Annotated in this window: 14 protein-coding genes; 3 read left to right on the top strand and 11 right to left on the bottom strand. The window is 64.9% G+C overall.

The features are described 5' to 3' along the window. Nucleotides 1-20 precede the first annotated feature (20 nt). Genes BH683_RS14160 through BH683_RS14150 form a run of 3 tightly spaced genes read right to left on the bottom strand, consistent with a single transcriptional unit; the run spans nt 21 to nt 2,504 of the window. On the bottom strand, nt 21-1,223 hold the full coding sequence (locus BH683_RS14160; protein ID WP_084836897.1) for an SPFH domain-containing protein: 1,203 nt from the start codon (nt 1,221-1,223) through the stop codon (nt 21-23). Next, the gene (locus BH683_RS14155) at nt 1,220-1,648 is read right to left on the bottom strand and encodes an NfeD family protein (protein ID WP_084836896.1); all 429 of its coding nucleotides are present in this window, start codon (nt 1,646-1,648) and stop codon (nt 1,220-1,222) included. The genes BH683_RS14160 and BH683_RS14155 overlap by 4 nt, the downstream gene beginning before the upstream one ends. 22 nt (nt 1,649-1,670) lie before the next feature. Then, entirely contained in the window at nt 1,671-2,504 is an 834-nt protein-coding gene (locus BH683_RS14150) for a DUF3097 domain-containing protein (protein ID WP_084836958.1), read from the bottom strand. 100 nt (nt 2,505-2,604) lie between these two features. Here BH683_RS14150 and BH683_RS14145 point away from each other — a divergent pair, with 100 nt between their 5' ends. Continuing rightward, nucleotides 2,605-3,420: a hypothetical protein gene (locus BH683_RS14145; protein WP_084836895.1), complete on the top strand. Its 816-nt coding sequence runs from the start codon at nt 2,605-2,607 to the stop codon at nt 3,418-3,420. A gap of 20 nt (nt 3,421-3,440) precedes the next feature. Here BH683_RS14145 and BH683_RS14140 read toward each other — a convergent pair whose 3' ends face one another. The 8 genes from BH683_RS14140 to BH683_RS14105 form a co-directional block, all read right to left on the bottom strand. Continuing rightward, a complete protein-coding gene (locus tag BH683_RS14140; RefSeq protein ID WP_084836957.1) occupies nt 3,441-4,457 on the bottom strand; it encodes a ferrochelatase in 1,017 nt (338 codons plus the stop codon). 38 nt (nt 4,458-4,495) lie between these two features. Beyond that, on the bottom strand, nt 4,496-5,320 hold the full coding sequence (gene inhA / locus BH683_RS14135) for an NADH-dependent enoyl-ACP reductase InhA (RefSeq protein WP_084836894.1): 825 nt from the start codon (nt 5,318-5,320) through the stop codon (nt 4,496-4,498). A gap of 60 nt (nt 5,321-5,380) precedes the next feature. Then, the gene (gene fabG1 / locus BH683_RS14130) at nt 5,381-6,106 is read right to left on the bottom strand and encodes a 3-oxoacyl-ACP reductase FabG1 (RefSeq protein ID WP_084836893.1); all 726 of its coding nucleotides are present in this window, start codon (nt 6,104-6,106) and stop codon (nt 5,381-5,383) included. A 48-nt stretch (nt 6,107-6,154) separates the two neighbouring features. Further along, nucleotides 6,155-7,135 carry a VWA domain-containing protein gene (locus tag BH683_RS14125; RefSeq protein ID WP_084836892.1) on the bottom strand — a complete coding sequence of 327 codons (981 nt, stop codon included), beginning with the start codon at nt 7,133-7,135 and terminating at the stop codon, nt 6,155-6,157. Then, nucleotides 7,132-8,073 (bottom strand): DUF58 domain-containing protein, encoded by a 942-nt coding sequence (locus BH683_RS14120; protein WP_084836891.1) that lies wholly within the window; start codon nt 8,071-8,073, stop codon nt 7,132-7,134. Before BH683_RS14120 ends, BH683_RS14125 begins: the two co-directional genes overlap by 4 nt. Next, the gene (locus tag BH683_RS14115; protein ID WP_084836956.1) at nt 8,063-9,247 is read right to left on the bottom strand and encodes a MoxR family ATPase; all 1,185 of its coding nucleotides are present in this window, start codon (nt 9,245-9,247) and stop codon (nt 8,063-8,065) included. The genes BH683_RS14120 and BH683_RS14115 overlap by 11 nt, the downstream gene beginning before the upstream one ends. Before the next feature lie 134 nt (nt 9,248-9,381). Next, complete coding sequence (locus BH683_RS14110) at nt 9,382-10,866, bottom strand: NlpC/P60 family protein (protein WP_246833373.1); 1,485 nt, start codon at nt 10,864-10,866, stop codon at nt 9,382-9,384. 246 nt (nt 10,867-11,112) lie between these two features. After that, entirely contained in the window at nt 11,113-11,694 is a 582-nt protein-coding gene (locus BH683_RS14105) for a DUF6676 family protein (RefSeq protein ID WP_084836890.1), read from the bottom strand. A gap of 302 nt (nt 11,695-11,996) precedes the next feature. On the opposite strand from BH683_RS14105, the gene acnA reads away from it, so the two are divergent. Then, nucleotides 11,997-14,795: an aconitate hydratase AcnA gene (gene acnA, locus BH683_RS14100; RefSeq protein WP_084836954.1), complete on the top strand. Its 2,799-nt coding sequence runs from the start codon at nt 11,997-11,999 to the stop codon at nt 14,793-14,795. Between the two features lie 16 nt (nt 14,796-14,811). Beyond that, on the top strand, nt 14,812-15,378 hold the full coding sequence (locus tag BH683_RS14095; RefSeq protein ID WP_084836889.1) for a TetR/AcrR family transcriptional regulator: 567 nt from the start codon (nt 14,812-14,814) through the stop codon (nt 15,376-15,378). The last annotated feature ends 77 nt before the right edge of the window (nt 15,379-15,455 follow it).

The raw sequence follows: 15,455 nt of genomic DNA, 5'->3' as shown, positions 1-15,455 counted from the left end.
GCCACCACCGGGCTGGTGCACTAGCCCGAGGTCGGGGCCTGCCAGCCGGGGGTCGCCGGCGAGTTGTACGGTTCGCTCTCCAATGCGGCATCGGCCCGCCGTGACGACAACGGAGGTTGATCCGACACCGGCGTCCGGGCAACGGCTTCCGCATCCGCCACCGCCTGGGCCACCTTCGGATCCGCTGCTGTCTCGAACCAGTCCGCGATGTCGGATTCGTCGACCTCGGTGGTACCGTCGTCGGCAGGGGCCTCATATCTGAAGACACCGTCGTCGGACTGGACGCCGAACGACTTCGCGAAACCCTGCAGCGCCGAACCGAAGTCACTCGGAACGACCCACACTTTGCTGGCCTCGCCCTTTGCCATCTCCGGCAACTGCTGGAGGTACTGATAGGCAAGGAGTTCCGGGGTCGGTTTGGCCGACTTGATCGCAGCGAAGACCTTCTGGATCGACTTCGCCTCACCCTGCGCTCGCAGGTACTGTGCTGCGCGGTCACCCTGCGCCTGCAGGATGCGCGACTGCCGATCGCCCTCTGCGTTGAGGATGGCAGCTTGCTTGGCGCCTTCGGCGTAGAGGATCTGGCTCTGCTTGTTGCCCTCCGCGGTCTTGATCGCGGACTCGCGCTGCCCTTCCGCAGTCAGGATGGTGGCCCGCTTCTCTCGGTCGGCCTTCATCTGCTTTTCCATCGATTCCTGGATCGACGGTGGTGGCAGGATGCTCTTCAACTCGACCCGCGCAACGCGCAGACCCCAGCGACCAGTCGCCTCGTCGAGCACCCCGCGAAGCTGGGCGTTGATCGAATCGCGCGAGGTCAGCGTCTCTTCGAGGGTCATACCGCCGACGACGTTACGCAGTGTGGTCGTGGCCAGCTGCTCGACACCGACGATGTAATCGTTGATCTCATACACCGCGAAGTGTGGCGTGGTCACCTGGAAGTACACAACGGTGTCGATGAGCACGGTGAGATTGTCCTCGGTGATCACCGGTTGCGGAGCGAACGAGACAACCCGCTCTCGTAGGTCGATGCGCGCCCGGATGCGATCGACGAACGGAACGAGCAACGTCAGTTGACCCGACACGGTCTTGGTGTACCGGCCGAGCCTTTCGATCACCGCCGCCTCGGCCTGCGGGATCAGAGCCACTGACTTCGCCAGGATCACCGCCACCAGCAGAACCAGCACGATGATGACAATCAGACCGACCAACATTGCGTTGCTCATCCTTTCCACACGACGGCGGTGGCGCCGTCGATCTCCAATACGGTCACTGCTTCACCTTCGTCGAATCGATCACCGGGATGCGCGGCTCGGGCCGACCAGATCCCACCGCTGAACTTCACCTGCCCACCGTCTTCGGTGATCGCCGAGACCACCACTCCGTGCTGACCCACCAGGGCCTCGGTGTTGGTCGCAAGACGCGGGCGACTGAACATGTGGCGTTTCGCGACCGGTCGAACCGTGAACAACAACAGCAGCGACACGACGGCGAACACGACACCATCGACCCACAGTGGTGGATCGAATACGGCACTGACGCCGGCTGCCGACAGGGCGCCACCGGCCAGCATGAGAAGAATCAGATCGCCGCTGAGTGCTTCAGCGCCGATCAGGACCAACCCGGCTACGAGCCATAACAGTGCTCCCATACTTCGAGTCTGCCACGTCTGCTCAATCGACAGCTGCGACGAAGTCGATGAGCTCTTCCACTGCCCTGATCAGTGGGACCTCGATGTCGCGGAAGCTGGAGACCGAATTGTTGACCCTGCGCCAACCCTCCCGCGGTGTCCCCCAGCCCAACTCCGCACACACGCCCGTCTTCCAGTCGGTGCCACGAGGGATCTTCGGCCAGGCCTTGATCCCCACCGCGGCAGGCTTCACCGCTTCCCAGACATCGATGTACGGATGCCCGCAGACGAGCACGTGCTCCCCGACCCGTTCGGTGAGCCGGGACTCCTTGGATCCGGCAACCAGGTGATCGACCAGAACCCCGGCGCGACGGGTGGGGCCCGGCTCGAACTCGGCGAGGGCCTCATCGAGATTGTCGAGTCCGTCGAGACTGGCGACCACCACGCCCTCGACCCGAAGGTCGTCGCCCCAGATCCGCTCCATGAGCGAGGCGTCGTGCACGCCCTCCACGAAGAGCCGACTGGCCCGCGCGACGCGGGCGCGCTGTCCTGCCACGGCCCGCGATCCGGATGCGGTTCGGGCGGGCGCTGCAGGGGGCCTCGAGACCGGCTTGGTCAGGGTCACCGGCGCACCGTCGATCAGGAACGCCGCGGGGCGTAGCGCGAAGATCCTGGTCAGACCGCGGCGGTCTTCCAGACGGACGAACTCACCGTCGTAGCTGCGCTCGAAGCCGACCACCGCGCCGCAGAAACCTGAGGCTGCGTCCTCGACGACCAGGTCTCGTTCGGCGACGACCTCGGGCGTCGCCGGTCGGGTGCTGCGACGAGGACCGGAAAGCACGTCTCGGCCATAGCGATCGGAGCCATTGCTGTTCACCGCAACCACGGTAGGGCTCTGCCGCCCGGCCCGGTACTTGCCACGCCGTGGATCGGTTTTCGGCGCTAGAGTGGCCCGAGAAACGGAACAAAGGGAACGGATGACTGACACGGACTTCGAGTATCCGAGCGACGCCCAGGGCCTCAGTGGCGCCCTGGGTGCGTGGGGTGCCGCCTGGCAGTCGGGCCGTTGCTCACCGGACGACGTCCTCGACGTACTGAGTCGGTGGAGTCCGAGGCACCGCGTGATTCCTGCGGACAGAGCTGCTGCACAGGAGCTCTCGCTCGAGGCGAACGGCGAAGAGAGCGACGCACTGCTGCGGCTGATCCGTGAGGGATCACCTCGTGGCCTGGCGACCCTGCTCGTGGCTCCGGGCGACATGCTCGGTCTCCCACCGCGAAGTCCCGTGACCACCGCAGCGCTCGATGCCGGCGAGCTCCTCGTCGTACCGGGCCATCACGCACTGGTCCCCCGCCGACTGGATCGGTACACGGTGGGGTGGAGTGCCCACACCATGGAAGCGCCCACAGCCCCCATCACACTGCCCCTCGGGGAGGTCGAATACGAACTGCGCGAAAGTATTCGCTCGGCAGCAGAGATTCTCGCCGATCTCCGACTGCCGCGGTCGACGCCTCTTCCTGACCCCCGGGCGAAAGTTGCCGAACTCACCGGCCTGGCCGCCACGCAATTGCCCCCGAATGTCAACACACGTGCCGAACGCATCCTCGAACAGGCGGCCCACGTCGCGGCCATCCTTGCGGTTGCGGCCGCCGCCGCACCGGACTTCGGGATCAACGCGGCCGGACAACACACCGGCGACGGGGCGTTACGCGAACTCGGCAGAACCGTGCGGGTGGCGCGGATGAGTGCAACGAACGCGGTGATCTCAGAACTGTTGCACGGCAACAAGGTCTGAACACGGCCGCCGGTGAACCCTCAGGCCGGTCTGCGCACCGGTTCGCAGCATCCGAGCGCGCAGGGTGCGCCGTTGTCGGTCATGCCCTGCCGGAACGGGACGCCTCCCTCGAGCTGCTCGGCGATCAACTCCCGGATCATCTCGATGAACCGCGGGTCGGTCCCCACGGTCTTGGCCCGTGCGTAACCCAGCCCCAGCTCCTGAGCCTTCTCCAGACCTTCGTTGTCGAGATCCCAGACCACCTCGAGATGGTCGGAGACGAACCCGATCGGGCACACGATCACCGCCCGAACACCTTGTGCTGCAACCGCATCGAGGTGATCGCAGATGTCGGGGTCGAGCCAGGGGATGCGGGCGGGCCCCGAGCGGGACTGCCACACCTGATCGAAGGACGAGAAGCCGGCCGCCTCCGCGGCCAGACGGGACGCTTCCGCCACCTGACGGCTGTAGAGCCGTCCACCCTCGTCCGGCGGTCCGGCGGCCCTGTCGGCAGAATCCGGGATCGAGTGTGCCGTGAAGATCAGTCGGGCATCGTCGCGTAGCTGCGGCGGAAGTTCCGCCCGCGCCACCTTGATCGAATCCGCCCACGACGCGGTCATCGCCGGATGCTCCCAGTACTGGGGCAGTTTGCGCAGCACCATCGAATCAGCCTTGTCGCCGATGGCTTGCAGCCCACGGCGGATGTCTTCGTCGTACTGTCTGCACCCCGAGTAACCACCCCACGCCGAGGTCGGGAACACCAGAACTCGCCTGTGACCGTCGGCGTGGATCTGCTCCAACGTCTCCTCGATCATCGGGTGCCAGTTCCGGTTGCCGAAGTAGACCGGCAAGTCGATTCCGGTCCGTTCGAGCTCCGCCTCGACGGAAGCGATCATCTGCTTGTTGAGCGCATTGATGGGCGATACTCCGCCGAAGTGGTGATAATGCTCGGCCACCTCGTCCAGACGCTCGGCCGGCACCCCGCGCCCACGCGTCACGTTTTCCAGGAATGGACGGACGTCAGCGGGCTTGTCCGGCCCTCCGAAGGACAACACCATGACGGCATCGAATCCGCCTACCACCGGCGTCACGGCGGTCAGAACTCTTCCGGGAACCAGGTGTTGTGGCTCGCGCCGCCGTCGACGTAGACGATCGAACCCGTGGTGCCCGGCAGCCAGTCTGAGAGCAACGCGCAGATCGACTTGGCGACCACGGTGGGATCGTCGACGTTCCAGCCGATCGGCGAGGCACCATCCCAGTATTCGTTGAGCTGATTCAGCTTGTGCGCGTCACCGGTTGCGGTCCCCGCGATCGCTTTGGCCGCCAGCGTCTTGATCGGCCCTGCCGCAACGAGGTTCGACCGAATACCCTTCGCCGCGCCGACCTCACGGGCCACGTAACGGTTGACGGATTCGAGTGCGGCCTTTGCCACACCCATCCAGTTGTAGAACGGCATGGAGGTACGGGGATCGAAGTCCATACCGACTATCGATCCGCCCTCGTTCATCGCGGGGAGCACTGCGCGCGCGAGCGCGGCGTAGCTCCACGCCGACACCTGGAACGACTGCGCCGCATCCGGACCCGGGCCTTCCAGGAACGGCTTGGCGTCGGGGCCCATCAGGGTGCGGGGCGCGAAGGCGATGGAATGAAGGACGCCGTCGATGCCTTCGGGCGCAACCTCTTTGAGGCGGTCGGCGAGAGTGCCCAGGTGGTCCTCGTTGGTGATGTCGAGTTCCAGCGCGGGTGGCACCTCCTTGGGCAGCCGCTGGGCGATCCGGTCGATCAGCCGCAACCGATCGAAGCCGGTGATGATCACCCGGGCGCCCTGCTCCTGCGCCATGGCGGCGGCGTGGAAAGCGATGGACGAATCGGTGATGATCCCGGTGACCAGAACCGTCTTACCGTCGAGAATCCCGCTCAATGTCTGCTCCTAGCAGTCGATCGAATCGTTGTGCGTGCATTGCCGGCGAGAACGCCGATGTCAGTGCCCCATTCCGAGCCCGCCGTCGACGGGGATCACGGCCCCCGAGACGTAGGACGAATCGTCAGAGGCAAGCCAACTGACCACAGCGGCAACCTCATCGGGCCTGCCGACCCGGGCTGCGGGGATCAGTTTGACAGCTTGGTCTCGGTACTCTTCGGGCAATTCGGCGGTCATGTCGGTCTCGATGAGACCGGGCGCGACCACGTTCGCGGTGATCGAGCGCGAACCGAGTTCGCGGGTGAGCGACCGGGCCATGCCGATCACGCCGGCCTTCGACGACGCATAGTTGATCTGGCCCGGGGTGCCCATCATCGCCACCGCCGAGCCCAGGAAGATGAAACGCCCGAATCGCTTCCGCAGCATCGACCGGCACGCTGCTTTCGCCACCCGGAACGACCCCGTGAGGTTGGCGTCGATGACCTTTTCGAACTGCTCCTCGGTCATCCGCATGAGCAGCGTGTCGTCGGTGATACCCGCGTTGGAGACCAACACCTCGACCGGACCCTGGTGCTCTTCGATCTCCTTGAAAGCCCGGACGATCGAGTCGTTGTCCGTCACGTCGCACACGACGCCGAACAGCCCCTCAGGAACTCCCGACCCACGGTGTGTGACGGCCACCTTGTGTCCGTCGGCGGCGAGTCGCTGCGCGATTGCGAGCCCGATTCCGCGGTTGCCACCGGTGACCAGGACCGAGCGAGATGCCTTAGGGATGCTGTCAGCCATGACGGACAACCTATCGCTTTCCGGTCGGCGGACGTGTACCCGGTCCCATCAGGGCAGGCGCCTGTTGATGGCCACGGCACTGACGACGGCGAGCAGCACCAGCAGGGTTCCGGCGATCAACCAGGGCCGAGACGCGTCCCCCCGCCTGGTCTCGTAGCCGATCTGATTCTGCAGGTTCTCGTAGACCTGGTTGAGTTCGTCCAGACTCGACGCCGTGAAGAACTTACCCCCGGACAACTGCGCGATCCGGCGCAAGGAGTCGTCATCGACCGGGACCGGGATGCGATCGCCCTCCAGGTCCACGGTGCCGCCGCGGGTTCCGAAAGAGATCGTGTTGACCGGGATCTGCTCTTCCTTCGCCTTACGGGCGGACGTGAACGCACCACGTGGATCGTCCGGGTCGTCGGGAACCGTTTCCTTGCCGTCCGAGAGCAGTACTACCTGTGCGGGCGGGGCACCGGCATCCCCACCCAGCACGGCATTGAGCGTCTTGATCTGCGACACCGCCGCCAGGATCCCCTCGCCGGTGGCGGTCTTGTCGTCGAGTTGGAGTTTGTCGATCGCCGCCTTGGTGGCCGCCCGGTCGGGGGTGGGCGAGACCAGTGTCGTCGCGGTGCCCGCGTACGAGATCAGCCCGAGGTTGATTCCCTCGGTCAACTCATCGGCGAACTTCTTGCCGGCTTCCTGCGCGGCTTTGAGGCGCGAGGGCGCCACATCGGTGGCATCCATCGATCGGGACACATCGATCACCAGCATCACCGTTGCCTTGTTGCGCGGCACCTTGCGATCGGCCTGCGGTCCCGCCATCGCCACCGTCAACACGATCAACGCGATGATCATCAGCGCGATCGGAACGTGCTGGCTGCGATTCCGGGTCTGGGGCGCGACAGTGTTGAGCAGATCGAGATTGGCGAACTTGAGCGCCCGCTCCTTGCGCCGACGCTGCATGTATATGTAGCCGCCGACCAGCCCGGCGACGCCGAGCAGCACCAGCAGCCACCACGGGGAGGCCAGGTCGAAGAAGCTCATCGAGTGGCCCCCGCATTCATGCCGCGACGGCGCTGGGCGATGAACCGGACCACGTCGGCAATCCAGTCTCGATCCGTGCGCAATGCAAGGGTCGGAGCGCCGCACTTACGCAGGGTCCGCTGCACCTCCATCCGGTGAGCCTCCGCGGCGCGCGCGAAGTCGGCCCGGACCTTGTCGGTGATGGTCAGCTCCCGAACCTGGCCCGATTCCGCATCCCGCAGCATGACCTCGCCGACATCGGGCAACTCCATGTCGCGGGGGTCGAGCACCTCGACACCGAGCACATCGTGATGACCCCCGACCGCACGCAAGGGTCGGTCCCAATCGATCGGACCCAGGAAATCGCTGACCACGACCGCAAGACCGCGGCGACGCTCCGGCCTGCGCAATGCGTCGATCCCTGCGAAGAGATCGCCGCGGACACCGTCGGTGGCGCGGGTGGTGGTGGCGATCGTCTTCAGCGTGTTGAGTGCATGCGCACGCCCGCTGCGGGCGGGTATGCGGACCACCTGATCTCCCGTACAGACCACGGCGCCCATCCGGTTGCCGCCACCGAGCGTCAGATGCGCGATGGCGGCACAGGCGGCGACCGCGAGATCGCGTTTGGTCGTGTTGACCGTGCCGAAATCCAGACTCGCGGACATGTCGACGACCAGCCAGGTCTCCAGTTCGCGATCGGCGACCATCTGGCGCACGTGGGGATGCGTGGTCCGCGCGGTCACCGACCAGTCCATCCGCCGTACATCGTCGCCCGGCTGATACTCGCGGGCCTCCCCCGGTTCGCTGCCGGGGCCGGGGATCAGACCGAGGTGATCACCCTGCAGGACACCGTCGAGCTTGCGCCGCACCACGATCTCGAGCGTCTTGAGGGCCGCGGTCAGCTTGGGGTCTTCCAGGGTGCCCGCGCCGAACGACGGCAGTGCGCCGTTATCCGCCATAGTGCGACTGGTTGCCCTGCGCCGGATTGGCCTGCGAAGCAGCCTGATACCCCTGCGGCTGAGCCGGGTTCTGCTGCGGCGCAGGAGGTTTGGTCAAACCGTTCGGCTGCTGCGGATATCCGCCCTGCGACTGCGGAGCAGGAGGGGTCGGCAACGGCTGTGCGCTGACCTGCGGCAGTCCGACCGTCTGCAGGACCCGGGTGATGACGGCGTCGGCGTCGACCTCGTCTGCCAACGCGTCATAACTCAGGACCAGACGATGGCGCAGGACGTCGGGGATGATCTCCACCACGTCCTGCGGGATCACGTAATCACGGCCGCGGACCAGGGCGAGCGCGCGCGAGGCCGCGATGATGCCGAGGGTCGCACGCGGCGATGCACCGTAGGACAGCCAGCCCGCGACGTCGTGCATACCGAGTTCGGCGGGACGACGTGTCGCGTTGATCACGCGGACGACGTAGTCGACGAGTGCGTGATGTACGAAGACGTTCGCGGCGGTGTTCTGCAGACGGACCATCGTCACCGGGTCGAGGATCGGCGACGCCTTGGGCGGCTTGTTGCCCATGCGGTAAACGATCTCCCGCTCCTCTTCGACCGCGGGGTAGTCGACGAGGACCTTGAACAGGAAGCGGTCGCGCTGCGCTTCCGGCAGCGGATAGACGCCCTCGTTCTCGATGGGGTTCTGCGTGGCCATGACCAGAAACGGATCCGGCATCGGATACGTGGTACCGCCGATCGACACCTGCCGCTCGGCCATCACCTCCAGCAGCGCCGACTGCACCTTCGCGGGCGCACGGTTGATCTCGTCCGCGAGCAGGAAGTTGGCGACCACAGGACCGAGCTCGGTGTCGAATGCCTCTTGGCCCTGACGGTAGATCCGGGTGCCGATGAGATCTGTCGGCACGAGGTCCGGTGTGAACTGGACGCGCGAGAAGCTACCGCCGATCACGGTCGCGTAGGTCTCCACCGCGAGGGTCTTCGCAACACCGGGCACGCCCTCCAGGAGTATGTGTCCCCGGGCGAGGAGGCCGACCAGGATCCGCTCTACGAGCCGATCCTGTCCGACGATCACTCGCTTGACCTCGAACATTGCCTTCTCGAGCAAGGCGACATCGGCCTGGGTGAGCTTGAATTCCTCTGCTGAGGCCTTGCTGTCGTCGGTCGCTGAGGTCACCGATACCCTCCGGGGTCTGTTCGATCGTTGTACTGACTGCACCGAGGGTACTGGCCCCTGGAGGGAGACGGCGACGGCCGCGTCGGTGAACCGCCGATCGATCGACATCTCCGCGGCGTCGTACCGGCCCGACGTCAGGTCAGTCGAACCACGTACGGCATCGCACCGCTGGTACGCAACGGGGAGATCTTGACGACGTCGCCGGACTGCGGTGCCTCCACCATCGTGTTGTCACCGAGGTACAGCGCAACGTGCTCGCTGGCGTTCGGGCCGTAGAAGATCATGTCGCCGCGCTGCATCTGGGACAGCGGAACCTGCGGTCCGGACGTGTACTGATATCCGGTGTAGTGCGGCAGCGAGACACCGATACCGGCGAAGGCGTAGATCATCAGGCCGGAGCAGTCGAAACCGACCTTGTTGTAGTCACCGTACGAGTCCGCGACGCCGCCGTCCCTGATACCCAGCGTCGGGCCGTTGGCGTCGCCACCGCCCCACGAATAGGTGACCCCGAGTTGAGAGAGTGCGCGATTGACCACGACCTCCACCGCAGCCGACCCGGAGAGCCCTGGATCGACGGTCCCCGGCGCCGGCGTGGTGGGCTCGGTGGGCAGGGTGGGGTCGAACGGCTCGGCGGGAACGGTCGGGCCGGACGGCGTGGCCGGATCGGTCGGTGTCGTGGTCGGCGGAGGTGTGTTGCCGTCGATGTCGGTATGCGGCGCAGTCAGTGAACCGACGATGGCTGCGAGAGTCTGCTGCGCGGTGTTCAGTGCGAGCTTTCCGGCCGCGTCACCGGCGGCGCGCAGCGCGTCTTCGTGCGCCTGCTGTTCGATGGCAGCTTGTTGTTCCGGCAGTATCGGTACCTGACCACCCGCTTCGGGGGCTGGCGCGGGGGCCGGCTGGCCACGCAGCTTGTTCAGCTCCTCTTGCGCGGCGGCGCGGTCCTTTTCGAGCATCGCCCGGCGGGACTGCTCCGCTTTGACTGCCGCTGTCGCCTCGGCTATGGCCGTCTGCGCGTCGGCCTGCCGCGTTTCCGCGGTCGCGGTTGCGAAGGCGGCCTGCTGCTGTGTGGCCTGCGTGGTCGAGGCGCGGTTGGCCTCCTCATTGCGGGCCTGCTGCAGACGGGTGATGGTCGCCTGCTGATCTTTGCTGAGCTGATCGATGACCGAAGCCCGGTCCAGTACCGCCCCGGGCTCACCCGAGAGATAGCTTCCCATCGAGTCCTGGCTGTTGCCCTGCGTGTACAGACTGCGGATGAACGCGTCGAAATCTTTCTCGGCAAGCGCAATCGCGCCGGTCGCCAGCTTGAGCGACTCCTGAGCGCCCCGGACGGCGACAGCGGCGAGCCGCTCCGATTCCCTGGCGTTCTGGAGATCGACGAGGGCGCGGTTGACGGCCTCGCGCTTCACGGCCACGTCGCCGTCGAGATTGGCCATGTTCTGGTTGGTATCGGCGATCTGATTGATCAGTGTGGCGATCTTGTCAGCACTGCTCGGAGGTTCGGCGACTGCCATACCCGCCGAGAGTTGCGCGCCGGCCACCGCAAGGGCGGCGAGCAGAGCAACAGCGGAGGACAACCGAACGCCACGTCGACGCGGCATGAATGCCATTCCTCGACTCACAAATGACTCCCTCGCAGATCTGGCATTGCGCCGACGGTAACCTTCCGGTCGCTCCTACGGCCATCGCCACGACAGTGATCAACTTCCCCATTGGCACCATCGATGACATACGAACCGTACGTCACTGCAACCCCGAAAGAAACATGAGTCACAAATTACATTGAGGTCATTACCTGCGGAAACGCTGTGAACTCGACAAATGGCGAAGGTCACAAATTGGTTATAGAAGAACTACACATTTGTAATTCAACCGCGATTGTCGCCCTGCGAGGAATCGACTTCTGTGCGCTCCGGTACGGCGGCCTCCGCGGCAGTGCCGGCAGCGGGTGAACCTGCTCGGCGTGCGGCAGTTCCCTTGCGCAGCTGCAGCTTGCGAGCGATGGCCGCTCCCACTGCAACCACGAGGATGAGAACGAGGGTCACCACGGTCCACGGGACCTGGGTCTGCTCCGTCATCCGGTCGAGCATCTGGTGCGCCGCCAGAGGCGGATTGGAGATGGCCAGGTTGTCGGTCGTCTGTTCCAATTGGACACGACTGAACTCGTCGCTCGCAGACCCGATGTAATTGCCACCCAGGACAATGACGGTGCCGCCCGTTTCCTGCTGCAGCTCTGTGGCGATATCCCGGTAGTACGTGATGCGCGGATAAACCTTGTCGGTCACCACGAAGTGCAGGTCATAGCCTTTGTCGCGACCCTCGGCAACGACCTGCAGAATTTGCGGCGTCATCTCCGGCGGTGCCACCACGCCGTCGTCCGCGAGGCCGGCCTGTAGGTCGGCGATGTTGACGTCCGGCGGAATGATCGTCATGAGAGGCGTCGGTGCCATGGGTCCGTCAGATCTCCGTTCGAACTTTTTGATCGCGTAGCCAACCTATGGCAGCACAATACGACAGAATCGAGATGGCTCGACGTACCGCCTCGCCTGTCCACCCAACCGGGACATGCCGGGGACGCCTGAGTTTCTACCAGTACGCTTGTACTGCTAGAATCGAGAGCAGTACGCATCGAGGCAGCCCGTCGATGCGACAAGGCGATGACATCGGCGACACAACCGATGACAACGCCGACAAACACAGACCGGCGCAGCCCCGCCGGCCGACAACACGAAGAGTGGAGCTGACGCAAGCGATGAGTATCGATTCTTTTGGCGCCCGCGGCACGTTGACCGTTGGAGACAACTCATATGAGATCTTCCGACTCAACGCGGTCGAGGGAACAGAAAAACTCCCCTATTCCCTGAAGGTGCTGGCAGAGAACCTGCTGCGCACCGAAGACGGCGCGAACATCACCGAGGATCACATCAAGGCGATCGCGCAGTGGGACCCCTCTGCAGATCCGAGCATCGAGATCCAGTTCACCCCCGCCCGCGTCCTCATGCAGGACTTCACCGGTGTGCCCTGCATCGTCGACCTGTCGACCATGCGCGAGGCGGTCACAGCGCTGGGCGGAGATCCCACCAAGGTCAACCCGCTGGCCCCCGCAGAGATGGTGATCGACCACTCGGTGATCATCGACGTCTTCGGTCGCGCCGACGCCTTCGAGCGCAACGTCGACCTCGAATACCAGCGCAACGGTGAGCGTTACCAGTTCCTGCGCTGGGGCCAAGGCGCGTTCGACGACTTCAAGGTCGTTCCCCCGGGCACCGGCATCGTCCACCAGGTCAACATCGAGCACCTCGCCCGGTCGATCATGGTGCGTAATGGTCAGGCCTACCCGGACACCTGCGTCGGCACCGACTCGCACACCACCATGGAAAACGGATTGGGCGTTCTGGGTTGGGGCGTCGGTGGTATCGAGGCCGAGGCCGCCATGCTCGGACAGCCGATCTCGATGCTGATCCCCCGCGTCGTCGGGTTCAAGCTCTCCGGAGCGATCAAGCCGGGCGTCACAGCGACCGACGTTGTGCTGACGGTCACCGAGATGCTGCGTAATCACGGAGTGGTCGGAAAATTCGTGGAGTTCTACGGCGACGGTGTCGCCGAGGTCCCACTCGCCAACCGAGCGACCCTCGGAAACATGAGCCCCGAGTTCGGCTCCACCGCGGCGATGTTCCCCATCGACGAGGTCACCGTCGACTACCTGCGCCTGACGGGTCGGAACGAGGAGCAGCTCGCTCTCGTCGAGGCCTACGCCAAGGAGCAGGGCATGTGGCACGACCCGTCCAAGGAGCCGGTGTTCTCCGAGTACCTCGAACTCGACCTGGGCACCGTCGTCCCGTCCATCGCAGGTCCCAAGCGCCCGCAGGACCGAATCCTGCTGTCGGAGGCGAAGACCGCCTTCCGCAAGGACATCCACCAGTACGTCGGTGAGAACCACCCGACCGACCACACCCAGCTCGACGAGGCCATCGAGGAGTCGTTCCCGGCCAGCGATCCGGCGACACTCTCGTTCGCCGATGACGGCGCGGTCAACGTGCAGTCGGCAGCCAACGGAGCCGAGGGTCGTCCGAGCAAGCCCGTCAAGTGTGTCTCCGACGAGCGTGGCGAGTTCGTCCTCGATCACGGCGCGGTCGTCGTCGCAGGCATCACCTCGTGCACGAATACGTCGAACCCGACCGTCATGATCGGCGCTGCGCTGCTGGCCAAGAAGGCCGTCGACCTGGGCTTGACCACCAAGCCGTGGGTGAAGACCAACATGGCGCCGGGTTCGCAGGTCGTCACCGACTACTACGAGAAGGCCGGTCTGTGGCCGTATCTCGAGAAGCTCGGTTACTACCTCGGCGGCTACGGCTGCACCACCTGCATCGGCAACACCGGCCCGCTGCCGGAAGAGGTGTCCAAGGCGATCAACGACAACGACCTCACCGCCACCGCGGTGCTGTCGGGCAACCGCAACTTCGAGGGACGTATCTCCCCCGACGTGAAGATGAACTACCTCGCATCGCCGCCGCTGGTGATCGCGTACGGCATCGCCGGCACGATGGACTTCGACTTCGAGAACGATTCCCTCGGCACGAGCACCGATGGCAAGGACGTCTTCCTCAAGGACATCTGGCCCTCCACCAAGGAGATCGAGGACACCATCGCCCAGGCGATCAGCCAGGAGATGTTCACCAAGTCCTACGCCGACGTCTTCAAGGGTGACGAGCGCTGGCGCAATCTGCCCACACCCGAGGGTGACATCTTCGAGTGGGACGAGAACTCCACCTACGTCCGCAAGGCGCCGTACTTCGACGGTATGTCGAAGGATCCCGAGCCGGTCACCGACATCACCGGCGCTCGTGTGCTCGCCGCGCTGGGCGATTCGGTCACCACCGACCACATCTCCCCCGCCGGCGCCATCAAGCCCGGCACCCCCGCAGCCCAGTATCTCGACGAGCACGGTGTCGAGCGCAAGGACTACAACTCGTTGGGGTCGCGGCGTGGTAACCACGAGGTGATGATCCGCGGAACCTTCGCGAACATCCGTCTGAAGAATCAGCTGCTCGACGACGTCAGTGGCGGATACACCCGCGACTTCACGCAAGAGGGTGGACCGCAGTCGTTCATCTTCGACGCGTCACGGAACTACCAGGAAGCGGGCACCCCACTCGTCGTCATCGGCGGCAAGGAGTACGGCTCCGGGTCCTCACGTGACTGGGCTGCCAAGGGAACGATGCTCCTCGGCGTGCGGGCGGTCATCGTCGAATCCTTCGAGCGCATCCACCGGTCCAACCTGATCGGCATGGGCGTGGTGCCCCTGCAGTTCCCCGAAGGCGAGAGCTACAAGTCGCTGGGCATCGACGGCACCGAGGTGTTCGACATCGCGGGTATCACCGAACTCAACGAGGGCACGACCCCGAGGACGGTCAAGGTCACCGCGACCAAGGACAGCGGCGAGAAGATCGAGTTCGACGCCGTGGTCCGCATCGATACCCCCGGTGAGGCCGAGTACTACCGCAACGGCGGCATCCTGCAGTACGTCCTGCGCAACATGCTCAAGAGCTGACCGAGGACCAGGGGCATTGCCCAAGGTAAGTCAAGACCACCTGGAAGCCCGGCGTCATCAGATCCTCGACGGTGCGCGCCGTTGTTTTGCCGAGTTCGGCTACGACGGCGCCACCGTGCGCCGGCTCGAGGAGGCAACCGCCCTGTCCCGGGGTGCGATATTCCATCACTTCCGGGACAAGGAGGCGTTGTTCCTCGCGCTGGCGCATGAGGATGCCGAGCGGATGGCCGATGTCGCGGCCAACCAAGGTCTCGTACAGGTCATGCGCGACATGCTCAATCGGCCGGAAGACTTCGACTGGTTGGGTACTCGGCTGGAGATTGCCCGAAAGTTGCGGACGGACCCTGGTTTTCGCACTGAGTGGAAGGCTCGGTCGGCAGAGCTCGAGTCGGCGACGCTGGCGCGACTGGAACGCCAGCGCACGGCGGGTCGATTGCGCGACGACATCCCCACGACCGTGTTGGTCGCCTATCTGGATCTGATCCTCGACGGCCTGACCACTCGTTTGGCCACGGGCGCGGCGACAGATGATCTGCACGCGGTACTGGACCTCGTCGAAGCGTCGGTACGCCGACCTCGATAAGCCCTCGCGGGAACCTGGCCATGTGATAGTTCTGGTTAACATATGCGGTCAGGTTGATCGCGCTTCCCAGAGCCGGA

The sequence above is a fragment of the Williamsia sp. 1138 genome (assembly GCF_002095435.2).
Taxonomy (GTDB): domain Bacteria; phylum Actinomycetota; class Actinomycetes; order Mycobacteriales; family Mycobacteriaceae; genus Williamsia.
The sequence above is the reverse complement of the archived record's forward strand: the minus strand, read 5'-3'. Positions and strand labels throughout refer to the sequence as shown.

What these genes read in the sequence shown, in the direction of transcription:
- acnA (WP_084836954.1), top strand. Translation starts at nt 11,997, where the DNA reads ATGAGTATCGATTCTTTTGGCGCCCGCGGCACGTTGACCGTTGGAGAC.
- BH683_RS14125 (WP_084836892.1), bottom strand. Translation starts at nt 7,135, where the DNA reads ATGAGCTTCTTCGACCTGGCCTCCCCGTGGTGGCTGCTGGTGCTGCTC.
- BH683_RS14120 (WP_084836891.1), bottom strand. Translation starts at nt 8,073, where the DNA reads ATGGCGGATAACGGCGCACTGCCGTCGTTCGGCGCGGGCACCCTGGAA.
- BH683_RS14160 (WP_084836897.1), bottom strand. Translation starts at nt 1,223, where the DNA reads ATGAGCAACGCAATGTTGGTCGGTCTGATTGTCATCATCGTGCTGGTT.
- fabG1 (WP_084836893.1), bottom strand. Translation starts at nt 6,106, where the DNA reads ATGGCTGACAGCATCCCTAAGGCATCTCGCTCGGTCCTGGTCACCGGT.
- BH683_RS14155 (WP_084836896.1), bottom strand. Translation starts at nt 1,648, where the DNA reads ATGGGAGCACTGTTATGGCTCGTAGCCGGGTTGGTCCTGATCGGCGCT.
- BH683_RS14145 (WP_084836895.1), top strand. Translation starts at nt 2,605, where the DNA reads ATGACTGACACGGACTTCGAGTATCCGAGCGACGCCCAGGGCCTCAGT.
- BH683_RS14140 (WP_084836957.1), bottom strand. Translation starts at nt 4,457, where the DNA reads ATGGTGTTGTCCTTCGGAGGGCCGGACAAGCCCGCTGACGTCCGTCCA.
- BH683_RS14105 (WP_084836890.1), bottom strand. Translation starts at nt 11,694, where the DNA reads ATGGCACCGACGCCTCTCATGACGATCATTCCGCCGGACGTCAACATC.